The sequence below is a fragment of the Stenotrophomonas sp. genome (assembly GCF_050737575.1).
Taxonomy (GTDB): Bacteria; Pseudomonadota; Gammaproteobacteria; order Xanthomonadales; family Xanthomonadaceae; genus Stenotrophomonas.
In genome coordinates this window covers 243,474-266,385 of sequence record NZ_JBOHXW010000003.1, presented here as the reverse complement: position 1 = coordinate 266,385, position 22,912 = coordinate 243,474, and the positions used below count along the sequence as shown (strand labels likewise).

Annotated in this window: 18 protein-coding genes; 7 read left to right on the top strand and 11 right to left on the bottom strand. The window is 62.8% G+C overall.

The window, feature by feature from the left end; genetic code table 11:
- Positions 1-12: 12 nt before the first annotated feature.
- From ACREP4_RS07340 to ACREP4_RS07325, 4 genes are all read right to left on the bottom strand, one after another.
- Positions 13-396 carry a hypothetical protein gene (locus ACREP4_RS07340; RefSeq protein ID WP_431595521.1) on the bottom strand — a complete coding sequence of 128 codons (384 nt, stop codon included), beginning with the start codon at positions 394-396 and terminating at the stop codon, positions 13-15.
- Positions 397-770: 374 nt separating this feature from the next.
- Positions 771-2,555 (bottom strand): DUF885 domain-containing protein, encoded by a 1,785-nt coding sequence (locus tag ACREP4_RS07335; RefSeq protein ID WP_431595520.1) that lies wholly within the window; start codon positions 2,553-2,555, stop codon positions 771-773.
- A 106-nt stretch (positions 2,556-2,661) separates the two neighbouring features.
- Complete coding sequence (locus ACREP4_RS07330; RefSeq protein WP_431595519.1) at positions 2,662-2,997, bottom strand: lipid-A-disaccharide synthase N-terminal domain-containing protein; 336 nt, start codon at positions 2,995-2,997, stop codon at positions 2,662-2,664.
- 2 nt (positions 2,998-2,999) lie between these two features.
- Entirely contained in the window at positions 3,000-3,722 is a 723-nt protein-coding gene (locus ACREP4_RS07325) for a glycosyltransferase family 2 protein (RefSeq protein WP_431595518.1), read from the bottom strand.
- 772 nt (positions 3,723-4,494) lie between these two features.
- On the opposite strand from ACREP4_RS07325, the gene ACREP4_RS07320 reads away from it, so the two are divergent.
- Entirely contained in the window at positions 4,495-6,525 is a 2,031-nt protein-coding gene (locus ACREP4_RS07320; protein WP_431595517.1) for an LTA synthase family protein, read from the top strand.
- Positions 6,526-6,694: 169 nt separating this feature from the next.
- Here the strand turns inward: ACREP4_RS07320 and ACREP4_RS07315 are convergent, their stop codons facing one another.
- The 6 genes from ACREP4_RS07315 to ACREP4_RS07290 form a co-directional block, all read right to left on the bottom strand.
- Complete coding sequence (locus ACREP4_RS07315) at positions 6,695-7,660, bottom strand: NAD-dependent epimerase/dehydratase family protein (RefSeq protein ID WP_431595516.1); 966 nt, start codon at positions 7,658-7,660, stop codon at positions 6,695-6,697.
- Positions 7,661-7,943: 283 nt separating this feature from the next.
- A complete protein-coding gene (locus tag ACREP4_RS07310; RefSeq protein WP_431595515.1) occupies positions 7,944-8,252 on the bottom strand; it encodes a helix-hairpin-helix domain-containing protein in 309 nt (102 codons plus the stop codon).
- 33 nt (positions 8,253-8,285) lie between these two features.
- Entirely contained in the window at positions 8,286-9,200 is a 915-nt protein-coding gene (locus ACREP4_RS07305; RefSeq protein ID WP_431595514.1) for a ParB/RepB/Spo0J family partition protein, read from the bottom strand.
- Entirely contained in the window at positions 9,200-9,997 is a 798-nt protein-coding gene (locus ACREP4_RS07300) for a ParA family protein (RefSeq protein WP_431595513.1), read from the bottom strand. The genes ACREP4_RS07305 and ACREP4_RS07300 overlap by 1 nt, the downstream gene beginning before the upstream one ends.
- Before the next feature lie 357 nt (positions 9,998-10,354).
- Complete coding sequence (gene rsmG, locus ACREP4_RS07295; RefSeq protein ID WP_431595512.1) at positions 10,355-10,996, bottom strand: 16S rRNA (guanine(527)-N(7))-methyltransferase RsmG; 642 nt, start codon at positions 10,994-10,996, stop codon at positions 10,355-10,357.
- A 266-nt stretch (positions 10,997-11,262) separates the two neighbouring features.
- Positions 11,263-11,856 (bottom strand): 4'-phosphopantetheinyl transferase family protein, encoded by a 594-nt coding sequence (locus ACREP4_RS07290; protein WP_431595511.1) that lies wholly within the window; start codon positions 11,854-11,856, stop codon positions 11,263-11,265.
- 99 nt (positions 11,857-11,955) lie between these two features.
- Between ACREP4_RS07290 and ACREP4_RS07285 the strand changes: the two genes are divergently transcribed.
- Positions 11,956-12,210: a GlsB/YeaQ/YmgE family stress response membrane protein gene (locus tag ACREP4_RS07285; RefSeq protein WP_431595510.1), complete on the top strand. Its 255-nt coding sequence runs from the start codon at positions 11,956-11,958 to the stop codon at positions 12,208-12,210.
- Positions 12,211-12,293: 83 nt separating this feature from the next.
- On the opposite strand, the gene xth is transcribed toward ACREP4_RS07285, so the two are convergent.
- A complete protein-coding gene (xth, locus tag ACREP4_RS07280) occupies positions 12,294-13,064 on the bottom strand; it encodes an exodeoxyribonuclease III (RefSeq protein WP_431595509.1) in 771 nt (256 codons plus the stop codon).
- A gap of 305 nt (positions 13,065-13,369) precedes the next feature.
- Here xth and hsdR point away from each other — a divergent pair, with 305 nt between their 5' ends.
- The 5 genes from hsdR to ACREP4_RS07255 all read left to right on the top strand — a co-directional run bounded on the left by hsdR (position 13,370) and on the right by ACREP4_RS07255 (position 22,840).
- Positions 13,370-16,852 (top strand): type I restriction-modification system endonuclease, encoded by a 3,483-nt coding sequence (gene hsdR, locus ACREP4_RS07275; RefSeq protein WP_431595508.1) that lies wholly within the window; start codon positions 13,370-13,372, stop codon positions 16,850-16,852.
- Positions 16,853-16,942: 90 nt separating this feature from the next.
- Entirely contained in the window at positions 16,943-18,130 is a 1,188-nt protein-coding gene (locus tag ACREP4_RS07270) for a Fic family protein (RefSeq protein ID WP_431595507.1), read from the top strand.
- Complete coding sequence (locus tag ACREP4_RS07265) at positions 18,127-19,671, top strand: N-6 DNA methylase (protein ID WP_431595506.1); 1,545 nt, start codon at positions 18,127-18,129, stop codon at positions 19,669-19,671. Before ACREP4_RS07270 ends, ACREP4_RS07265 begins: the two co-directional genes overlap by 4 nt.
- Positions 19,664-21,010, top strand: coding sequence for a restriction endonuclease subunit S (locus ACREP4_RS07260; protein WP_431595505.1), 1,347 nt, complete (start codon positions 19,664-19,666; stop codon positions 21,008-21,010). The genes ACREP4_RS07265 and ACREP4_RS07260 overlap by 8 nt, the downstream gene beginning before the upstream one ends.
- 30 nt (positions 21,011-21,040) lie before the next feature.
- Positions 21,041-22,840 carry a GmrSD restriction endonuclease domain-containing protein gene (locus tag ACREP4_RS07255; protein ID WP_431595504.1) on the top strand — a complete coding sequence of 600 codons (1,800 nt, stop codon included), beginning with the start codon at positions 21,041-21,043 and terminating at the stop codon, positions 22,838-22,840.
- Positions 22,841-22,912 lie beyond the last annotated feature (72 nt).

Here is a 22,912-nt window from a genome sequence, read left to right as displayed (position 1 = left end):
GTGGCCGGGACGTCAGACGGCTATCGGGGGGCGGAACAGACTCTCGGCCGGCTGCGAGGCCAACTGCGGCGTCAGCGCGACGCGAGCGTGTTGGACAGGTGCCGGCGACAGCTGCCAGACCGGCACAAACAACGGCAACACGCCGCCGTGACCGTGGCAGTCCACGCAATGCACCAAGGCATGCAGCAAGGCGTTGGCGGCGTCTTCGGCATCGGGCGCGGTTGCCAATGCGGCGTCATCGTGGTCATGCACGCCAACACCGATGTCGGTGTGCGACAGCATATGGATGTCGGTCAATGCCGAGGCCAGCGACGTACCGAACACACCAATACCCACCAGCGCCAGCATCAGCAGGCGCAGCAGGTACACGCGGCGGGGGCGCAGGGAACGCGACATGGTGCGCAGCCTAGCGGGTGTGGTTGGGGTTACACAATCGCAAGGGCTTGTTTGCGCTTGTGTTTGCGCTTGCCCCCTCTCCCCAACCCCTCTCCCGCAAGGGGAGAGGGGCTTTGAAGCTGCAGTTGCTCAGATTGCTTCAACATATTTCGAATTTCCTCCCTTCTCCCGTTTACGGGAGAAGGTGCCCCGAAGGGGCGGATGAGGGGAGCTTTTTTCTGTTTGTAGCAATCTGAGCCCCTCTCCCCTCGCGGGGCTGATCCGGACTGCTTGCGAACCACTGGTTCGCAGTCCGGGTCAGCGCCCTTGCGCTGGCGCAAGGGCCGGGGCGCGGAGCGGGGGTTGGGGAGAGGGCGCGCTTCTATCTATCCCGCTTACTTCGCGCTCTTGCGCTGTTCGATATACGCCTTGATCTGCTGCTCCAGCACCGGCAGCGGGACCGAGCCGAGCTTGAGCACGGTGTCGTGGAAGCCCTTGATGTCGAACTTGTCGCCCAGTTCCTTCTCGGCCTGCGCGCGCAGTTTGACGATGGTGATCTCGCCCAGCTTGTAGCTCAGTGCCTGTGCCGGCCAGGAAATGTAGCGGTCCACTTCGGTGGTGACTTCGTGCTCGCTCAAGGCGGTGTGGTCGCGCAGGTAGGCGATGCCCTGCTCGCGGGTCCAGCCGTAGTGGTGCACGCCGGTGTCGATCACCAGACGCGCAGCGCGCCACATTTCGTAGGTCAGGCGGCCGAAGTCTTCATACGGCGTCTGGTAAATGCCCATCTCCACACCAAGCTTCTCGGTGTACAGACCCCAGCCCTCGCCGTAGGCGGAAATGTAGTTGTAACGACGGAAATCCGGCTGCTCGCCCTGCTCGGCGGCAAGTGCGCCCTGCAGTGCGTGGCCCGGGTCGGACTCGTGCAGGGTCAGTGCCGGCAGGTTGTACAACGGGCGCGCCGGCAGGTTGTAGGTGTTGAGCCAGTAGGTGCCCATGCCGCCACGGCCGGCGGTCCAGAACGGCGCGATGTCCGGCGGCACCGGCACGATGGTGAAGCGCGCACGCGGCAAGGTCATGTACTTGCCGATCACGCCATCCACGCGCTTGGAAATCCATGCCGCACGCCACAGCAGTTCATCCGGGGTCTTGGCATAGAACTGCGGGTCGGTACGCAGGAAATGGAGGAAGTCGGCAAAACGGGTCTGCTCGCTTTTACCGGTGAACCCCACCTTGTCGATGATGGCGTTCATTTCCTGCTGGATGCGGTTGACCTCGCTCAGGCCGATTGCATGAATCTCCTGCGGGCTCAGATCCAGCGTGGTGTATTCGCGGATCTGCTGCTGGTAGAACGCCTTGCCGCCGGGCATCTTTTCCGCCGCCAACGTGGTGCGCGACTTCGGCACGTACTCTTCGCGGTAGAACGTCAGCAACGTGCCGAAGGCCGGCACCACGCTGCCGCTGATGGCCTGACGGGCATCGGCCTGCAGCTTCTGCTGCTCGGCGGCGGGAATGCTGGACGGCAGCTTCTTCAACGGCTCGTACAACGGTGATTCGGTTGGATCCTTCAGCTCGGCCACGGTCGAAATGGAGACATCGCGACCTTCCAGCACTGCACGCGGCACGCTGAAACCACGGTCCAGGCCGGCACGCATGTTGACCATCTGCTGATCGAAATAGCGCGGCACATCGTTCAAACGCGCGATGTAGTGGCGGTAATCGTCGGCGGTCTTCATTTCACGCCGGGCCATGAAGCTCAGGTTCGACCAGAACGACGAGTCGGAGTTGAACGGCATTTCGTAGGTGCGCTGGCGCACTTCGTCGGCCAGATTCTCGATCTGGTGCTTGTAGATGGCGTAATTGATCTGGCTTTCGGCCGACAAGGTCTTCGGGTCGATGGCTTCCAGCTGCACCAGCACCTCATCCCACACTTTCAGGCGGGCCTGGTGCGCCTGCGCGCTCACGTCCGGCAGCTTGGTCGCGTTGGCCGGGGCGTCGCTGTCCTCGCTGGCTTCACCGCCGCCGGTCTGGCGCCAGGCCCACTCTTTTTCGTAAATCGCCTTGAACTGCGCGTCGGCGTTCTGCACTGCCAGCGTGGCCGGGGCAGCCGGCTTGGCGGCGAAAGCGGGAGTGGCACTCAGGCCAAGGGCGAGCAACAGCGCAGCGGTCAACGACGATTTCACGATCAGGAGTCCCCGGATGAATAACGATTCATCCCGATCATCGCATTGAACCCATGGGCCAACCTAGACCGAATCAGGCGGCAAATCCGCCGGAATCGTGCGCGCCTCAGTACTCGGCCTTGTCGCGCTTCCAGCCCCGGTGCCGGATATCCAGGCGCAGGCTGTACAAGGCGGTGAACGCCGGGAACAGGTTCTGGATCACGCCTACTGCGTCCTGTTTGGCGGAAAAGATGAAGTAGCTCAGCGTCATCAGGCTGCCCAGCACGCTCATGTACCAGAACAGGCGCGGGATCACCGGCTTGCCGGCGCGGCGTGAGGCGACGAACTGCACCAGCCAGCGGCCGCCGAACATCAGCGCACCGGTCAGGCCAATCAGTTTCCACGGCGACATGTGCACGCCGGTCCACTCCAGCCATGCCAGCGGTTGGTTCATGAAATCCATGTTCAGACCTCCTCCACCGCCGTGCGTTTGCTGCGGACGATCAACCACGTCACGCCGCGCAGATCGCGAATGCCAACCAGCGCGCGGCCCAGATTGTTGTACTTGGAGACGCCAGCGGTGCGATGGCGATGATTGACCGGCACGCTCACGGTTTTCCATCCGGCGCGCTGCATCAATGCCGGCAGGTAGCGGTGCATGTGGTCGAAATACGGCAGGTCGAGGAAGGCCTCGCGCTCGAACAATTTGATGCCGCAGCCGGTGTCGGGCGTGTCATCGCGCAGCATGCGGGCGCGGATGGCGTTGGCCCATTTGCTCGCCCAGCGCTTGGAGCCACTGTCCTTGCGGTTGACGCGCCAGCCGGCGAACAGTTTGACTGCGTCGTTGGCGCTATCGCGTGCGACCAGTAATTTGGGGATGTCGGCCGGATCGTTCTGGCCATCGCCATCGAGTGTGGCGATCCACGGTGCGCGTGCTGCTTTCACCCCGGTGCGTACGGCGGTGCTCTGGCCACTCTGCTGCACGTGATGCAGCACACGAAGTTCCGGATTGCTCGCTTTCAACGACTGCAGCACCTGCAGGGTGTCGTCGCGGGAATGGTCATCCACATAGACGATCTCGAACGGCAGCCGCCCGCGCAACGCAGCGGTGATTTCATTGACCAGCGGCGCGACGTTGTCGCGTTCGTTGAAGACAGGCACCACCACCGAAAGGCTGGGTTGGTTCATCGCTGGATCCGTTTGCAGTGCAGGGGGAAAAGGACCACGCAATTCCTGAGCACAACCTAGCGGAACGTGATTTCAGGCGCGTGATCAAACGCTGCTGCGGCGCCATTCCATCTCCCTGATGACAGGTTCACCGGCATCGGCATGACTGACACTGCGCTAAGAGCAGACATGGCGTACGCCATGTCACGCGGCAACAGCGGCGATCACCTCGATGCGGTGTCCAGCTCCACGGGGGGTATGGATGCCAGGGAAAACGCAGAGTGCGTTGACCGCGGCGCTGGGTACGACAGCGCAGCAAGGCTAACGGGCGTGATGTCAGAAACATGTGCAAAAGCGGGCGGTGGCGAATCGCTTGGCGTATTGAGCGCATCGCTGTCTGAAGTACTCCCTTCTCCCGCGAGCGGGGGAAGGTGCCCGAAGGGTGGATGGGGGAGTTTTTGCTCTATGCACTTTAGAAGCGCCCTCTCCCCAACCCCCGCTCCGCGCCCCGGCCCTTGCGCCAGCGCAAGGGCGCTGACCGGGACTGCGAACCAGTGGTTCGCAAGCAGTCCGGATCAGCCCCGCGAGGGGAGAGGGGCTTAAGCACGGCCCTTCTACGGATTGTGGAAACGTTTGATGCACTCCCTTCTCCCGCGTGCGGGGGAAGGTGCCCGAAGGGTGGATGGGGGAGTTTTTGCTCTATGCGCTTTAGAAGCGCCCTCTCCCCAACACCCGCTGCGCGCTGTCATTTCAGCTGGCATTCAGGCTAAGATTTTCACGTCGTGCAACGCCCATGACAGTCACCACCGCGCCCCCACCTGCGCAGGCGGGCGATGGCAGGCCATTCGGCGTGTTCTGCCAACCCAACTGGATTCAACTCTTGCGCAAGCTCACCTGGCGTTTCCTGCTGCTCACCCTGATTTTCCTGACCCTGTCCCGCGTGGCGCTGTCGTTGTGGCTGTGGCCGCGCGTGGAGCCGGCCGGCGGTTTGTGGCCGATTCTGCTTGGCGGTTGGCGTATCGATCTGAGCCTGCTGGCCATGGTCTGCGCGATACCGGCGCTGCTGTCGCCCTGGCTTGGTCACCGGCATTGGCCCACGCGCATCACCGGCTGGTGGTACCGGCTGTGGTGGCTGTTGTTTGTGTTGCTGGAAGTGTCCACGCCGCAGTTCCTGCTGGAATACGACACGCGGCCGAACCGGCTTTATGTGGAATACCTCAACAGCCCGCAGGAGGTGTCGGCGATGCTGTGGCACGGCTACAAGGGCGTGCTGCTGCTGGCGATGTTGGCGATGGCGCTGCTGGTTTGGGCGGGGTTCCGCTGGCTGCGGGCGCAACGTGATGCGATATCGCTGAAACCCTGGCTGCGTGTGGTGGTCACGGCCGCCGCGTTTGTGGTGTTGTTCCTGGCGGCGCGCGGCACGCTGGAACATCGCCCGTTGAACGCGTCGAAAGTGGCGTTCAGTGATGATGCGATGGTCAATTCACTGCCGCTGAATTCCCTCTACAACGTCATCCACGCCATTCGCGGCATGACCAACGAACGCTCGGCCGCGCAGGTCTACGGCGGAATGCCGGAACAGGACATGCACCAGCTGGTCCGCAGCGCCGCCGGCATCGAAGGCCCGATGCTCGACCCCGACCATCCCAGCATGCACCTGCAGCAGGCCACGGCGACACCGGCCAAACCGCTGAATCTGGTGGTGATCGTCGAAGAAAGCCTGGGCGCGCAATACATCGGAACACTGGGCGGACAACCGCTGTCGCCGCAGTTCGATGCCTTGGCCAAGGACGGTTGGCTGTTGGCCCGCGCCTATGCCACCGGCACCCGTTCGGTGCGCGGACTGGAAGCGCTGAGCACGGGCTTCCTGCCCACCCCGGCCGAAGCCGTGCTGAAACTGCCGCGCAGCCAGAGTGGCTTTTTCACACTTGCCGACCTGCTCGGCGAGTTCGGTTACCGCTCACGTTTTTTGTATGGCGGCGAAGCGCACTTCGACAACATGAAGTCGTTCTTCCTCGGCAACGGCTTCGATGAAGTAATCGACCGGCCGCGTTTTGAAGTGAAGCCGGGCTTCGTCGGTTCGTGGGGCGCATCCGATGAAGACATGTTCAACGAGCTGCACCATCGCTTGATGCAGGACGACGGCCAGCCGCGTTTCACCATGGCCTTCAGCGTCTCCAATCACTCGCCGTGGGAGTACCCGACCGGGCGCATTCAACCCAGTGAACCGGCCGCCAGCGTGGAGAACACCGCCCGCTACGCCGACTGGTCGCTCGGCCAGTTCTTCGCCCGCGCCAAACAATCGCCTTACTGGGAAAACACGGTGTTCCTGGTCGTGGCCGACCACGATTCGCGGGTGTTCGGCGCCAGCCTGGTGCCGGTGCGGCACTTCCATATTCCCGCCTTGATTCTGGGCCCGGGCGTGCCGGTGCAGCGCGACGAACACATCGTCAGCCAGATCGATCTGCCGCCCACCGTGCTGTCACTGATCGGCATCAGCAGCACGCATCCAATGCTCGGCGTGGACCTGACCCGGCGCCACCCCAATCGCGCGATCATGCAGTACGGCGACAACCACGGGTATCTACAAGGCGACCAGTTGCTGGTTCTGCAGCCACAACAACCTGCCGAACAGTTCCGTTACCAGCGTGATGGCGAGACGCTGACGCCGATGTCGGTGGATCCGGCCTTGGCCAAGCTGGCATTGGCGCATGCGTTGTGGCCCAGCTGGGCATATACCGAGCAGCGTTATGCGTTGCCGGACAAGCAGCTGCAGCCGCAGGCTGTCTTTGGTTCTGAAGAAACGGCGGTGTCTAGGAACTAGTTGGTGTAGGCACGGCATGGCTGCTGCCGTTGCACTTCCTGCTATTGCTCTCTGCCGTTGCGTTCTGCTGTTGCCTTGCACTCGCTCGTCATTCCCGCCTGCGCGGGAATGACGCGCAATAAATAGAACGCCAAAGCAAAAACTGAAGCAAAACCAAAACCAAACCCAATCAGGCATCCGCACCAAAGTACGCACGGCACCATGCCACCACCGGCGGCAAACCCACTTCAATCGATGTGGTGGGCGCATAGCCGAACGCCGCATTGGCGCGCGATGTATCAGCCATGGTCTGCACCATGTCGCCGGGTTGCATCGGCTTGTAGACCTTCTGCGCCTGCCGGCCGGCAGCAGCGGCGATCACGTCGATGAAGTGTTCCAGCTCCACCGGCGTGTGGTTGCCGAGGTTGAACAGCTGATGCGGCGTGGCGGCGTCACCGGGGTGCGACAAGGCGCCAAGAATGCCGGCCACGATGTCCGACACATGGGTGAAATCACGGCGCATCCTGCCGCCGTTGAACACATCGATGCTGCGCCCGGCCAACACCGCGCGCGAGAACAGCAGCGGCGCCATGTCCGGCCGGCCCCACGGGCCATAAACGGTGAAGAAACGCAGCCCGGTCGCGCGCAGGCCGTACAACTGCGCGTAGGTATGCGCCATCAACTCATTGGCCGCTTTGGTCGCCGCGTACAAAGAGCGCGGCTGATCCACGCGCTGGTCTTCGGAAAACGGCGGCGTCGCCGAATCGCCATAGACCGAGCTGCTGGACGCATACACCAGATGCTGCACGCCGCGATGGCGGCACAACTCCAGCATGTTGACGAAGCCGACCAGGTTGCTTTCGACGTAGGCGTGCGGATTTTCCAGCGAATAACGCACGCCGGCTTGCGCGGCCAGATGGATTACTTCCGTTGGCTGGATTTCATCGAACAACGCGGCCAGGCCCTCGCGGTCGGTGAGTTCCAGCGCGCGGATATCCAGCTGCGGGCACAGCGCGGCGACGCGGTCGCGCTTGAGCTGCGGGTCGTAGTAATCGTTGTAGTTGTCCAGCCCAACCACACGCTCACCGCGCGCGGCCAAGGCCTGGCAGGTGTAAGCACCGATGAAACCGGCCGCGCCGGTGACGAGAATGGTCATCAAGAATTCCTGGTGTGCGCTGCGCTCCGACGCGCGGAGCCTGCCCGATTGCAGGCCGCGTTTCGTTCCGCCGCCAAGCTTCTGCTTCATCCGCCACGGATACAACGCCAACATCCACATCGGCGCGGGCCAGCCCGTCAGGCAAACGAAAACATCGGCAACACGGGACTGCCGTGTGCCGATCCATTCACTGGTTCATGCCGGATGCGCGCCGAACGCCCATGCGCATTTCATTGAACACACGCGCATGCAGCGCGCGCCGTTCAACAACGGCAGCCCCGCCTCACCACAGCGTGAGTGGCTTTTCCCTGGCCAGGGCTTCCTTGCGTTCCTTGCTGAACGCCCACCACGGTTGTGGCGCCTCACCGCCCATGAAGCGCACGACGGACAGAAACACATCGATCACGCAGGGGTCGTGCACCACGCCGGTCTTCAGACACAGCTGGGCGTACATGTCGTAAGGATCGCGCCCGCGCAGATGCGCCGGGACACGGATTCCAATCAGACGGAGATCTTTCTCACAGGCCGGCCCGACATTCGGCAGGTCGGTCAGACGCAACAGATGGTTGCGGTCGACCTTGGTGGGGTTCATTGACTTGCAGGCACCTCAGGGGGAAATGAAACGTCAGCCTTGCTGACGAGTGCGAAGCCGCTCCAGCACGCCTTCCAGCGTGTCCAGATCGGTGTAGTGAATGACCAGCTTGCCCTTGCCGCCACGGCCGTGGCTGATCGCCACCTTGGTGCCGAGCGATTCGGACAGTTCGGTTTCCAGCGATGCGATATCGGCCTGCGGCGCGGTCGGCGACGGCTTGGCCTTGCGTGCGCCGGGCACTTTGCCGGCAGCGAACTGCTGGGCGCGGTGTTCGACTTCACGCACCGACCAACCTTCGTCGGCGGCTTCTTCGGCCAGCTTGGTGGCCAGTTCCGGCGCCAGCGTCAGCAGCGCGCGGGCATGGCCCATTTCCAGGCGGCGGGTTTCCAGCAGCACGCGCACGCCGATCGGCAGGTCGATCAAGCGCAGCAGGTTGGACACCGAGGCGCGCGAACGGCCCACGGCTTGCGCCGCTTCGGCGTGGGTGAGGGTGAACTCGCTGACCAGCCGCGCCAATGCCTCGGCTTCTTCCAGCGGGTTGAGGTCTTCGCGCTGGATGTTCTCGATCAGCGCCATCGCGATGACGGTGCGGTCTTCCAGCTCACGCACCACCACCGGCACAGCGTCCAGACCGGCCAGGCGCGAAGCGCGCCAGCGGCGTTCGCCGGCAATGATTTCGTACTTGCCGCCCTCGATCTGGCGCACCAGGATCGGCTGGATGATGCCCTGCGCCTTGATCGACTCCGCCAGCTCGGCGAGCTTGCCTTCGTCCATGTCGCGACGCGGCTGGTACTTGCCCGGCTGCAGCTGATCAACGGGCAGCTTGCGCAGCACCTCGCCCGGTTGCGGCTCGGCCACCGCGGCCACCGTTACCGGCGTCACTGCACCCTTCGGGCCCAACAAGGCATCCAGGCCACGGCCCAGACCTCGCTTCTTCGCTGTTGCCATCAGACAGCCTCCATGGCCCGGGAGGGCTGATTGCGTTCGTTGTTGCGGCGGATGATCTCGCCGGCCAGGCCCAGGTAGGCGACGCCGCCGCGCGAGGCGCGGTCGTAGCCGACAATGCTCTGGCCATGGCTGGGCGCCTCGGCCAGGCGCACATTGCGCGGCACGATGGTGCGGAACACGCGGTCACCGAAGTACTCGGTGAGCTGCGCCGACACGGCGTTGGCCAGGTTGTTGCGCACGTCGAACATGGTGCGCAGCACGCCTTCGATTTCCAGCGCCGGGTTCAGGTTGATCTTCAGCGCATCGATGGTCTGCACCAGCGCGCTCAGGCCTTCCAGCGCGTAGTACTCGCACTGCATCGGCACGATCACCGAGTCGGCGGCGGCCAGCGCGTTGAGCGTCAGCAGCGACAGTGCCGGCGGGCAGTCGATGAGGATGTAGTCGTATTCGTCGCGGATCGGCGCCAGCGCGCGCTTGAGCCGCTGCTCACGCTCGCTCTGGTCCATCAGCTGGATTTCGGCAGCGGTCAGGTCGATGTTGCCGGGCAGCAGATCAAAGCCCTCGGCCGTCTTCACACGCACTTCGACGGCGGTGTTCTCGCCCAGCAGAAGATCACAGGTGGAGGCAGCGACTTCACGCTTGTCCACGCCACTGCCCATGGTCGCGTTGCCCTGCGAATCCAGGTCGACCAGCAGCACACGCTTGGGTGCGGCGGCAAGGGAAGCAGCCAGATTGACGGCCGTGGTGGTCTTGCCGACGCCGCCTTTCTGGTTGGCGATGGCGATGATGCGAGCCATGCAGGAGAGCCTCGTAGGCGGGGTTGGACTGGGCATTATGCGTGCACCGGCCCGCTGGCGGAAATCGGCGTACGGCGGGATGCCGCCCAGCGGTGGGGAAAGCCCCCTTCTCCGGCCGGCACTTGGCGGCGACTTGGGCGTGTTGGCTGGGTGGTTGTGCGTTGTTGAAGCGCAGGGAAGAAGCCCCCCTTCCCAACCCTCCCGTGGCCTGCGGCCAAAGAGAGGGAGCAGAAGCCTGGCTGCGGCGCCAGGCGCGGGATGCCGCGTAGCGCGGGACCCTGCTTCGCTGTGCTGGGCCGGGAAGGCCTCTGCCGAGCGTGGCTCGGCACTACCGCTGGGACGGCTTGAGGCTTGCGGTCAGGCTTTGCGCTCGACCACGACCAGGTGGCGGTCGCCGACCAGGCCGGGCACCTGCAGCGGGCGCACGTCCAGCACCTGCCAGTCGGCCGGCAGCTGGGCGATCTCTTCGTGCGGGTAGATGCCCTTCATCGCCAGCAACTGGCCGCCGGGGCGCAGCAGGTGACCGCCGACTTCGATGATGCCGGCCAGGGTGTCCATGGCGCGGGCGGTGAGGTTGTCGAACGCGCCGGGCTCGTCCAGCGCTTCGGCGCGGGATTCGGCCACGCGGGCGTTGCGCAGGCCGAGGTGGCGCACGGCTTCGCGCAGGAAGCGGGCCTTCTTGCCGTTGCTCTCCACCAGCGTGACCTGCAGCTGCGGGTGGGCGATGGCCAGCGGAATGCCGGGCAGCCCGGGGCCGGTGCCGAGGTCGGCCAAGGTGCCCGATTCGACGTGCGGCACCATGGCCAACGAGTCGAGCAGGTGGCGGGTGACCATTTCGCGCGGGTCGCGGATGGCGGTGAGGTTGTAGGTGCGGTTCCAGCGCGCCAGCAAGGTGAGGTAGGCCAGCAGCGGCGTGGCCAATGCGGCGTCCAGGCCCATGGCCTGCAGGCCGTTGTGCAGGTCGCTGGCGACTTCAGGCGGAAGGGTGGTGTCGTTCATGGCGGGGATTATCGCAGGCATGGCGGATTTGGCTTCAGGCCCGCGTCGCCAAACTGAAAGCGCAACAGGAAGGCTGGGCAGGAGCGCAGTGGGTTTAGCCCCTCCCTTGCGCGCAGCGCGGGGGAGGGTTGGGAGCGGTGCTGTTGCTTTTGACTTTTGATCTCCCAAGTCCCGACCACAGCAAAAACGCCCTCACCCCTACCCCCTCTCCCGTAAGCAGGAGAGGGGATGAAGCGATAGCGCCTTTTTCTCTGGCTACCCGGCGATCAAAGCGGATACCACGCCAGCGCCGCGCGGAAATCCTGTGTCGCCTGCCATTCGTGCAGGTGCCAGCGGCTGGCGTCGCCCAGGCCGGGGTCGCACCACACCAATTGCAGGGCGCCCGCTGCATCCGGGGCGAAGCGCAGCTTTTCCAGGCCGAATGAAATGCCGTGGCCGTGCGCTTTCAACAACGCTTCCTTGGCGCACCACACGCGGAAGAACCACCGCTCGCAGCCGGCATCGTCCAGCCCGTCCAGCCAGGCAATCTCTTCAGGATGGAAGAAACGGCGGATCACCTCCCGCATCTGCCGGCGTGGGCGCTGCCGTTCCAGGTCCACGCCAAGACGCGCGCCCTCACCCAGCGCCACCAACAGATGGCCACCGCTGTGGCTCCAGCCGGTGCCGTAATGGGCCAGCTCGCCGATCAACCACGGCCGGCTGCGTTCATCGCGGGTCAGCGGCAGCGACTGCGGCGCGTGACCCAATTGCTTGGCCAGCAATTCACGGGCCTGCGGTTCGCCACGGGTGCCCGGCGTATGCGGCAGCAGCCAGACACGCACCGGGTCGAACCACCAACTGGGCTGTTCGACCTCGGTCATGCGCCGTGCCCCGCCGGGATCAACACCGCTTTCACGCCCGGGCGCGTTGACTGTAGCCACCGCACCGCCCGAGGTGCTTTCAGGCAGGGAGATTCACGCATGGGCATCATCATCTGGTTGATCGTCGGTGGCGTCGTGGGCTGGCTGGCCAGCCTCATCATGCGCCGCGATGCGCAGCAGGGCATCATCCTGAACGTCGTCGTCGGCATCGTGGGTGCCATGCTGGCCGGCTTCCTTTTCAGTGGCGGCAGCATCGGTGGCGGCATTTCCATCCGCTCCTTCCTGCTGTCACTGCTGGGCGCGGTGATCCTGCTGGCCATCGTCAATCTGTTCACCCGCAAAAAGATCCGCTGAGCCACCAGCACGTCGAAATGAGGAGTGAGTGGAAGCAGAAGCCAAGTCGCTTCCTGCTTTACTCGCTCCTCATTCTTTTTCACTCACGGCTGTAGCTGCACCCACGCCGGGGCGTGATCACTGGGGCGTTCCCAGGTGCGCGGCTCGCGGTCGATACCGGAGGCAACCGCGCGCGGTTTGAGCGCATCGGAAACCAGCGTCAGGTCGATGCGCAGGCCCAGATTGCGGCGGAAACCCGCTGCGCGGTAATCCCACCAACTGAAGATGCCGCCCTCCTCGCTGTGCAGACGGAAGCCGTCGTGCAGGCCCAGATCCAGCAGCTTCCGCAGCGCGTCACGCTCGGCGGTGGAAGTAAGAATGTGGTCTTCGTTCCAGACACTGACATCGGGCACATCGCGGTCATCCGGTGCGATGTTGAAATCGCCCATCACCACCAGCTGCGGGTGCTTCTGGAGTTCGGCGGCGATCCACTCATGCACCGCCGCCAGCCAGCGCAGCTTGTAGGCGTATTTATCGGTGCCGACATCCTGGCCGTTGACCACATACAGATTGATGATGCGCACGCCGTTGACGGTGCCGGCGATCACCCGCTTCTGCTCGTCCTCGAAACCGGGGATGCCGATCTGCACGTCCTCGATGGGATCACGCGCCAGCAGTGCCACGCCGTTGTAGGTCTTCTGCCCGGCAAACACGTTGCGGTAGCCCAGTTCCAGCAACCGCGTGTCCGGGAACTTGTGGTCCTCCAGCTTGGTTTCCTGGATGCCGACCACGTCGGGGGCAAAGTCGGCCAGCCACTGTTCCAGGTGCGGCAAGCGGACGTTGAGCGAATTGACGTTCCATGAGGCGATTTTCATGGGGGAGATTCTAGCCGGGGCTGGGGCCAACGGCCCCTCCTCTCAGCTAAAGCAGTCCCCTCCCTTCCGCGTCAGCGCAGGGGAGGGTTGGGGAGGGGTGCTTGGGCTTTGAAGCAACAGCACTAGCAGCATCAAAAGCCCCTTGCCCCTTTCGGGGCACCCTCCCCCGCAGGCGGGAGAGGGACGGCCCATAGCTTCCACGCGCACTTTCCTTAAATACGCTTGCGTGGTCCGCTGGCTGTGGCACCAGCTAACGCCTACCATGCAGATCTGTGCTCCAAGGGGGGAGCGCCGGAGGCAAATGGATGTCCGCAACACAAGGTAACTTCACCTTTCTCGGCCAACACGACCCCGTCCTGTTGCGACTGGCGACGACCGCCGAACAGGTTTTCGCGTCCGACCCCAACACCACCCTGATCAAGCTGCGTCAACTTGGCGAGGCGCTGGCGCAGGCACTGGCATCACAGGCGGGGCTGAAATTTGATGCCCAGACAACTCAGCTGGAGCTGATACAGCTACTGAACCGGCATCTGGATCTGGATCCGGGCATCCGCAATCTGTTCCACACCCTGCGAGTGGAAGGCAATCGCGCCACCCATGGCTTTTCCACCCAGCACCGCGAAGCCATGGATGGGCTGCGTGTCGCGCGTGAACTCAGCATCTGGTACCACCGCGCCTCCGGCAAAGCCGACAGCGCCTTCCGGCCCGGCGCATTCACCGCGCCGACGGACCCCAGTGCCGCCCTGCGTGCATTGCACGGCCAGATCGACACGCTGGAACAGGAGCTGCGTCAGCGTGATGAAGCCCTTGAGGACAGCCGCAAGCTAGCTGAACTGCGCATCGAGGAGAGCGCGCAAAGCATGGCGCTGGCCGAGGCCATGGATGAAGAGGCCCGCGCACTGAAAGTGCAGCTGGACGAACGCGCAGCGCAGTTCGAGCAGGAACGCATCCAATTCCTCGCGCAGCTGCAAGCGCTGCAACAAGCCAACAACACCAACCAACCGCAGGCCACCGCGCTCGCCAAACGCAGCCGCCTCGCGGCCGCGGCCTTCGATCCGGATGAAGAACTCACCCGCATCCTGATTGACCAGCAACTGCGCGACGCAGGCTGGGAAGCAGATTCACTGCAACTGACCTGGTCCAAAGGCGCCCGCCCGGAAAAAGGCCGGTGCATGGCAATTGCCGAATGGCCCACGCGTAGCGCCAAGGCATGTGCCGACTACGTACTGTTTGATGGCCTGATGCCGGTGGCTATCGTCGAAGCCAAGCGCCGACGGGTGAATATTGCCGAGCGCATTGACCAAGCTGAGCGCTATTCCCGCGACCTTCCCATCACCGCACCGCTGCAATTGGCCGGCATTGGTCCCGCCGGTGGCCCCTGGGCTGACGGCCAGGGCTCGCAGTTCCAGGTGCCGTTTGCCTATGCCTGCAACGGCCGGCCATGGATCAAACAGCTGGCCGAACAATCCGGCATCTGGTTCCGTGACCTGCGCAGCCCGGCCAATCTCAAACGTCCGCTGCAGCAGTTTCATACTCCTCAAGGCCTGACTGAGCTGATGCTGCGTGACCGGGAACTGGCAGAGCAGCGCCTGAGCGCCGAGCCTTACGGCTATCTCAAGCTCCGCCCTTATCAGCAGGACGCCATTGCTGCCGTTGAGAAAGCACTGGCGTCAGGCCAACGCCACTGCCTGCTGGCGATGGCCACCGGCACCGGCAAGACCCGTACCACCATTGGCTTGATCTACCGCCTGCTCAAGGCCGAGCGCTTCACCCGCGTCCTGTTCCTGGTTGATCGCACCAGCTTGGGTACCCAAGCGCGTGAGGCGTTTGATGACATGTCGCTGGAGCAGGGCCAAAGCCTGTCGCAGATCTACAACGTCAATGATCTGGGCGACATGGCCGCCGAGGCCGAAACTCGCGTGCAGGTCGCCACCGTGCAGGCCATGGTGCGGCGGCTGTTCCAGTCCGATGCACCACCGCCGATAGACCAATTCGACTGCATCATCGTCGACGAGGCGCACCGCGGTTACACCTTGGATCAGGAGATGACAGAGGGCGAGCTCTCGCTGCGCGACCACGCGCAATACCTGTCCCAATATCGACGTGTGCTGGAGTACTTCGACGCTTGCCGTATCGGCCTGACCGCCACTCCGGCGCGACAGACCACCGAAATCTTCGGCCGCCCGGTCTACACCTACAGCTACCGCGAAGCCGTTGCCGATGACTGGTTGATCGACCACGAACCACCCATCCGCTTCGAGACACAGCTCAGCCGCAATGGCATTCACTTCGACAAGGGAGAACTGGTCGAGGTAGTCAACGCACTGACCGGCGAAGTAGATAGTGCAGAGCTCGACGACGAGCTGTCCTTCGATATCGAGTCCTTCAACCGCAGCGTCATCACCGCCGATTTTGATCGGGTCATCTGTCAGGCGTTGGCAGACGAGCTGGACCCGCTGGGTGATGAAAAGACCTTGGTGTTCTGCATCAACCAGGTACATGCGGTACGCGTATGCAACCTGCTCAACGCGGCCTTCCACAAGGTCTACGGCGAGGAATGGAACCAGGCCGCCGTGCAGGTCATCACCGGCCGCACCGACGAAGTTGCCAAGGTGATACGCCGCTACAAGACCGAGCGTCTGCCCAGCGTCGCCATTACCGTGGACTTGCTGACCACCGGCATCGACGTGCCGGCCATCACCAACCTGGTATTCATGCGCCGAGTGCGCTCGCGCATTCTCTACGAACAGATGAAGGGCCGCGCTACCCGCCGCTGCGATGACATCGGCAAGACCGTATTCCGCATCTATGACCCGGTACGTCTATACGAAGCACTGGAGGCGGTGGATACCATGCGGCCGCTGGTCAAAGACCCCAATATCAGCGTTGGCCAGCTACTGCATGAGTTGCAGGACCCGCGCAGCCATCAACCGGGCTCCGGCCCCGATGCCACCAGCCACGCCCAGGATGTGCTGGATCAGCTGAGTCAGAAGCTGATGCGCGTATTGCGCCGTGCCAACCACAAGGCACAGAACCGCGAACCCCTGCGCAAACAACTGGAACAACTGGAAACCGCCTGGGGCGTTGAGCCGGCCAAGTTGCACCAGTACCTGCACGGCCTGGGCCCGGAGCAGGCGGCCAGCTTCATCGCCACCCGGCTGCCTGCACTGGAAGCGCAGATCGACGAGCTGCGTGCACTGCTGGCCAGCGAGCAATACCCCATCATTTCCCACCACACCGACACGCTGCTGCTGCGCGAGGTGAGCTACGGCGGCAATAACCAGAAGCCAGCCGACTACCTGGAAAGCTTCAACGATTTCATCCGTTCCCAGCTCAACCAATCCGCTGCACTTGCGGCCGTGGTCAACCGCCCGCGCGACCTTACCCGCGAACAACTGCGCGAGGTGCGCCTGCTGCTGGATGGCAAGGGCTACAACGAGGCTCACCTGCACAGCGCCGAGCGCCAGCAATCCAACCGCGACATCGCCGCCGGCATCATCGGCTATATCCGGCGAGCCGCCATCGGCGAGGCGCTGCTGCCTTACGAGCAGCGCGTGCACAGGGCATTGGATCGCATCCTCGTCGGTCGCAGCTGGACCCCGGTGCAGCAACGCTGGCTCAAACGTCTGGCAAACCAGCTGGTGACCGAGGTGGTGATCGACCGCGACAGCATCCAGCACGCCTGCGCACCGGATGGCGGGGTCAAGCTGCTCGATACCGTGTTTGCCGGCCAGCTGGACCAGCTGATCGAGCAGTTCAAAGAGGCGGTGTGGGAGGAGGTGGCTTGAGCCCTGCCCCGCCTGCGATGAGCCGAATCCGATCATTGAGCAGGCTTATTCGGCTCACTGATTGAGCCGAATAGCGTTATTATTCGGCTCATGAACGCCAACCAAGCCCCCGCCCCGCCGCTCTGGATCTGGCAAAAGCCGGACTGGCCAGCCTTTGTCCATCAGGACGCTGCGCTGGCACCGCTGCTACGCCAGTGCCAGCAGGCCCAAGGCCAGCTGAGCGCTTTGGCCGGGGTGCTGCCCGAAGACGGGCGGCAGGCGCTGGATACCTTGCTGCAGAACATCGTCACCTCCTCCGCCATCGAGGGTGAAAACCTCAATGTCGGCTCGGTGCGCTCCTCGCTGGCCCGACGCCTTGGCATCCCCGACGCCGCCGAACCGGCCCCGCACAGTGCGCGCGCCGAGGGCGTGGCCGAGCTGATGCTCGATGCCACCGGCGACGCGGGCAAACCACTGGATCTGCCGCGCCTGCTGCATTGGCACGCCTTGCTGTTTGCTGGCCACGACGGCTTGCTGCCACTGCGGATCCGGATAGGCCATCTGCGCGGCGACGAGCCCATGCAGGTGGTCTCGGGTCGCATCGACCGGCCTACCGTGCATTTCCAGGCACCGCCGCGGCAAGGGCTGGACGAACAGCTGCAGCAGTTCCTTGCATGGTTTGCAGCCAGCACCGATGACCCGGCACTGGATCCGCTACTGCGCGCCGGCATCGCCCATTTCTGGTTTGTCACCCTGCACCCGTTCGACGACGGCAACGGCCGCCTCACCCGCGCCATCACCGATCTGGCCCTTGCCCAAGCTGCGCCCGGCATCGCCCGTCTGTACGCCATGTCGGCCAGCATCCTGGACGACCGCAAAGGCTACTACCGCATCCTGGAAGTCAGCCAACGCGGCGGTCTGGACATCAGCGCCTGGCTGCAGTGGTTCCTGCAGACCTTGCTGCACAGCCTGCAGCAGGCATTGGCCCGCATCCAGCGTGTCATCGACAAGGCCCGTTTCTGGCAACTGCATGCACAGCAGGCCTTGAGCGCCGAACAGGCCAAAGTGCTCAACCGCCTGCTCGATGGCGGTGAACGCGGCTTTGCCAATGGCATCAACGCCTCCCAATACCAAGTCGTGGCCAAGGTCTCCAAAGCCACCGCCACCCGCCACCTGACCGACCTGCTGGACAAGGGCTGCCTGCGGCGCCTGCCCGGCGGCGGTCGCAGCACCCGTTATCAAATCAACCTGCCCGGCACTGCCGGCAACGCAATTCCGTCAGGAGACGGCAGCCAATGACCAACAACGATATAGTCGCCAAGCTGTGGAGCCTGTGCGACATCCTCCGCGATGACGGCATCAACTACAGCGACTACGTCACCGAGCTGGTGCTGCTGCTGTTCGTGAAGATGGAATACGAACAGGCCCAGTCCAACGACAACTTCGAGCACCGCCTGCCCAAGGGTGCACGCTGGCCCGACCTGACCAGCAAGTCAGGTGTGCCGCTGCACACGTTCTACAAGCAGATGCTGCTCAACCTGAGCCAGAACAGCGACCCGATGGTGGCCGCCATCTACACCGATGCGCAGACCCGCCTGAAAGAGCCGCGCCATCTGGAGCAGCTGATCAAGAGCTTGGACGGCCTGGACTGGTTCTCCGCGCGTCAGGACGGGCTGGGTGATCTGTACGAGGGCCTGCTGGAAAAGAACGCTGGCGAGACCAAGTCCGGCGCCGGCCAGTACTTCACCCCGCGCCCCTTGATCGACAGCATCGTGCGCTGCATCCAGCCGCAGTTGGGCGAGACCATCCAGGACCCAGCCGCCGGCACCGCCGGCTTTCTCATCGCCGCAGACACCTATATCAAGGCCGAGCACGATGATCTGTACGGCCCCAAGGTCACCGACAAGGTGCGCAAGTTCCAACGCAACAAGGCCTATACCGGCGTGGAGCTGGTACCGGGCACCCGCCGCCTCGCGCTGATGAACTGCCTGCTGCATGGCATGCAAGGTGAAGGCGAAGGCGTGGTACTGCTGGGCAACAGCCTGGGCAGCCTGGGCACCACCTTGCAGCGCGCCGACGTGATCCTGTCCAACCCACCGTTCGGCACCGCCAAGGGCGGCGGTGGACCAAGCCGCGACGACCTGCCGTTTGTCACCAGCAACAAGCAGCTGGCCTTCCTTCAGCACATCTACCGCAACCTGAAACCACATGGCCGCGCCGCAGTCGTGCTGCCGGACAACGTGCTGTTTGAAGCCGGCGTCGGCACCGATGTGCGCCGCGACCTGATGGACAAGTGCGAGCTGCACACCATCCTGCGCCTGCCCACCGGCATCTTCTATGCACAGGGTGTAAAGACCAATGTGCTGTTCTTCCGCAAGGGCAGTGCCAGCAATTCCAAACAGAACACCGGCTGCACACAGCAGGTATGGGTCTATGACCTGCGCAGCAATATGCCGTCCTTTGGCAAGCGCACGCCGTTTGGCAACGCGCACCTCAAGCCGTTTGAGGACGCCTACGGTGCTGACCGCGATGGCGGCAGCCCGCGCGTGGACGAGGGCGAAGAAGGCCGCTTCCGCTGCTTTACCCGCACTCAGATCGCCGAACGGGGTGACTCGCTGGATATCAGCTGGTTGAAGGATACCGACGCGGTAGATGCGGCAAATCTCCCACCGCCAGAAGAGCTGGCCGCGCAAGCGATGGCGGAACTGAGCGAGGCGCTACGTGAGCTGGATGCGTTGATGCAAGCCTTGGGTGCGGGCGATGAGGCCAACCAGCAGAAGCAGCTGCTGGCGCAGGTACTTGGCTTGGATACGGATGTTGCTGGGGTGGAGCGTGAGTGATCTACCCAGTCAATGGCATGCAACCAAGTTGGGCAATCTCGTTACCGTCATTCGAGGTGTGACATTCCCGGCGTCGGCAAAATCTTATGAGCTAAACGACAGCCATATCCCTTGCCTGAGAACTTCGCACATTCAGCGCGAATTGCGCTGGGATGACGTCTATCTCATACCTGCTTCTTACGTGAAGCGAGATGAGCAGCTTCTTCGCCGAGGCGACATTCTGATGTCCATGGCAAATAGCGCAAATCTTGTTGGGAAAACCTGCATCAACGACACCGATAACGTCGCTTGCTTTGGCGCGTTTCTCGCTGCCATAAGGTGCTCGCATGTGGAACACAAGTACGTTTACTACTTTCTTAGATCAGCGTTCGCGCAGAGTTATTTGAAGAACAGCGCAAGCCAGACAGTGAACATTGCAAACATCTCAGTCTCCGAGCTTGAAAAACTGACTATCCCTTTGCCACCACTAAGCGAGCAGGCGCGCATCGTAAAAGCACTCGACGGCTTTCTGGCCCAGGTGGACACCCTCAAGGCCCGCCTCGACGCCCTGCCCACGCTGATTGATCGATTCCGCCAGTCGGTTCTAAGTACGGCAATCTCGGGAAAGCTAACTTCATCCACAAAGAGTGATTGGAGAAGCATGAAGGCCGCAGAAGCTTGCGCCAAAGTCCAGAGCGGTGGCACGCCCAAGGTTGGCTTCTTCGATTCAGGCGTGCCTTTCCTGAAGGTTTACAACATAGTAAAGAACAAAATTGACTTCGATTACAAACCGCAGTTCGTAAACGAAGAATCGCATTCTCATTCGCTATTAAAATCAAAAACTGTTCCAGGCGATGTTCTAATGAATATTGTTGGCCCACCGCTTGGAAAAATCGCAACCGTCCCTAGCACGCATCTAGAATGGAACATCAATCAAGCCATCGCACTTTTTCGACCCAGCGATAAAATTACCTCGGAATGGTTATCAATTTCTCTACATGGCGGAGAAGCCCTCAAAAAAGTGATCCTAGAGACACGCGGGATTGCAGGGCAGGTCAATATTTCTCTCTCGCAATGCAGAGACTTTGTCTTTGAAGTTCCTCCCGTAGTGGAGCAGGTAACAATTGGCAATAAGACTAGCCAACTCTTCGCCTTCGCCGACCAACTAGAAGCCCGCATAACCGACGCCCGCCAGCGCGTCGATGCGCTGACCCAAAGCATCCTCGCCAAAGCCTTCCGTGGCGAGCTGGTGCCGCAGGATCCGAATGACGAACCGGCCAGCGTGCTGCTGGAGCGCATTGCCGCCCAGCGCGCAGCCGATCCAAAACCCAAGCGCGGCCGCAAAGCGGCTGCACATTAACCACTTCAACCAGGCTGAGGGGAGCCAACCATGACTACATTCGACAGCACCAAACTGCCGCTCAAAGAACTGCTCAAAGACATCGTGCAAGGCAAGATCCAACTGCCGGATTTCCAGCGTGGCTGGGTCTGGGATGACGAGCATGTTCGCAGCCTGCTGGTCAGCCTTGGTCGCTCATTTCCGGTAGGTGCGGTGATGCTGCTGGAGACCGGCGGGAACGTGCGCTTCCAGGTGCGTCCGGTGGAGAACGTGCCCGAGCAGGGGCTGCTTGCACCCGAGCAATTGATCCTCGATGGCCAGCAGCGCCTGACCACGCTCACCCAGGTGCTGAGACTCGATGGCCCGGTGCAGACCCGCAACGAAAAAGGGCGCGACGTACAGCGCTTCTACTACATCCATATTCCGACCGCACTGGAAGGCTCCGACCGCCTGGACGATGCCATCATCGCCACCGATGAGACCCGCCAGCAGCGCAGCGAATTCAAGCGCAAGCTGGATCTGGATCTGTCCAGCCGCGAGTTGGAATGCCAGCACCTGTACTTCCCCTGCTCGGCCATCCTCGATCCGATGAGTTGGCTGAAGGATCTGTACCAGTACAATCCGGCGGCAGTTGCACAGTTCTTCGACTTCAAGGACGCCGTGCTGGATGCCTACAACGAGTATCAGTTGCCACTGATCGTGCTGAAAAAGGAAACCAGCAAGGAAGCGGTGTGTCTGGTATTCGAGAAGGTCAACACCGGCGGCGTTCCGTTGTCGGTATTTGAACTGGTCACCGCCAGCTACGCCGCCGACGGCTACAACCTGCGCGATGACTGGTACGGCAGCGCACAACGCAAGACGCTGTCGCGCTACAAGCGCATGAAGAATGCCGAAGCGCTGCTTGAAACCGTGCAGAACACCGACTTCCTGCAGTCGATAACCTTGTTGCACACCTTGCAGCGCCGCCGCGAAGACATTGCCGCCAACAAGCAGGGCAAGAGCATCGCGCCGGTAAGTGCAAAGCGCTCCGCTGTGCTGGAGCTGCCGCTGGATGCCTACAAACAACGCGCAGACGCACTGGAAGGCGGCTTCATCCAGGCCGCAAGGTTCCTGCGCGATGAATGCGTCAGGCAGACCCGCGACCTTCCCTATCGCACCCAGTTGGCGCCGTTGGCGGCGGTCATGGCCGAGCTTGGTCCAAACCGCTGGCGCGAGCCGCGCATCTACCAGAAGCTTGCCTCCTGGTATTGGTGCGGCGTGCTGGGTGAGCTCTACGGCGGCGCGGTCGAAACCCGCGTCGCCAACGATGTTGAAGATGTATTGGCCTGGCTGGATGACGACAGCCAGGTGCCGCGCACGGTGCAGGATGCAAACTTCCAGGCCGACCGACTCAAGTCCCTGCGCAGCCGGCAAAGCGCTGCATACAAAGGGGTCAATGTTCTGGTCCAGCGTGCAGGCGCCAAGGATTTTTACTGGAAGTCCACCATCCGCGAACTGGATGCTGACGAGGTAGCACTGGACATCCACCACATCTTCCCCCGCGACTGGTGCATCAAGCAGGGCATCGAAGCCAAGGTGTACGACTCCATCATCAACAAGACCGCGATTTCCTATCGCGCCAATCGCAAGATTGGCGGCGCAGCGCCCTCGCATTACCTCAGCGCCCTGCAGCAGGACAAGCAAGTGCAGCTTGGCGATACGGAGATGGACGAGGTGCTGCAAAGCCACGGCATTCCAAGCGCCACCTTGCGAAACGACGATTTCGATGGCTTCTATGCGCAACGTGCTGAACGGTTGATGGTCCTTATTCAGGCGGCCATGAAGAAGGAAGCCTCTGAGGTTGCTCCCTAGAAATCAGGTTCTTCGCAGCAAAGCGGCTCCAGATTGAAGCGCATGCAAGCCAGGATGCGCTGCTCGGGTGGC

Excerpts from the sequence above, each read along its gene's own strand:
- ACREP4_RS07340 (WP_431595521.1), bottom strand. The coding sequence starts at position 396 with ATGTCGCGTTCCCTGCGCCCCCGCCGCGTGTACCTGCTGCGCCTGCTG.
- ACREP4_RS07330 (WP_431595519.1), bottom strand. The coding sequence starts at position 2,997 with ATGGATTTCATGAACCAACCGCTGGCATGGCTGGAGTGGACCGGCGTG.
- ACREP4_RS07325 (WP_431595518.1), bottom strand. The coding sequence starts at position 3,722 with ATGAACCAACCCAGCCTTTCGGTGGTGGTGCCTGTCTTCAACGAACGC.
- ACREP4_RS07320 (WP_431595517.1), top strand. The coding sequence starts at position 4,495 with ATGACAGTCACCACCGCGCCCCCACCTGCGCAGGCGGGCGATGGCAGG.
- ACREP4_RS07315 (WP_431595516.1), bottom strand. The coding sequence starts at position 7,660 with ATGACCATTCTCGTCACCGGCGCGGCCGGTTTCATCGGTGCTTACACC.
- ACREP4_RS07310 (WP_431595515.1), bottom strand. The coding sequence starts at position 8,252 with ATGAACCCCACCAAGGTCGACCGCAACCATCTGTTGCGTCTGACCGAC.
- ACREP4_RS07305 (WP_431595514.1), bottom strand. The coding sequence starts at position 9,200 with ATGGCAACAGCGAAGAAGCGAGGTCTGGGCCGTGGCCTGGATGCCTTG.
- ACREP4_RS07300 (WP_431595513.1), bottom strand. The coding sequence starts at position 9,997 with ATGGCTCGCATCATCGCCATCGCCAACCAGAAAGGCGGCGTCGGCAAG.
- rsmG (WP_431595512.1), bottom strand. The coding sequence starts at position 10,996 with ATGAACGACACCACCCTTCCGCCTGAAGTCGCCAGCGACCTGCACAAC.
- ACREP4_RS07290 (WP_431595511.1), bottom strand. The coding sequence starts at position 11,856 with ATGACCGAGGTCGAACAGCCCAGTTGGTGGTTCGACCCGGTGCGTGTC.
- ACREP4_RS07285 (WP_431595510.1), top strand. The coding sequence starts at position 11,956 with ATGGGCATCATCATCTGGTTGATCGTCGGTGGCGTCGTGGGCTGGCTG.
- xth (WP_431595509.1), bottom strand. The coding sequence starts at position 13,064 with ATGAAAATCGCCTCATGGAACGTCAATTCGCTCAACGTCCGCTTGCCG.
- hsdR (WP_431595508.1), top strand. The coding sequence starts at position 13,370 with ATGTCCGCAACACAAGGTAACTTCACCTTTCTCGGCCAACACGACCCC.
- ACREP4_RS07270 (WP_431595507.1), top strand. The coding sequence starts at position 16,943 with ATGAACGCCAACCAAGCCCCCGCCCCGCCGCTCTGGATCTGGCAAAAG.
- ACREP4_RS07265 (WP_431595506.1), top strand. The coding sequence starts at position 18,127 with ATGACCAACAACGATATAGTCGCCAAGCTGTGGAGCCTGTGCGACATC.
- ACREP4_RS07255 (WP_431595504.1), top strand. The coding sequence starts at position 21,041 with ATGACTACATTCGACAGCACCAAACTGCCGCTCAAAGAACTGCTCAAA.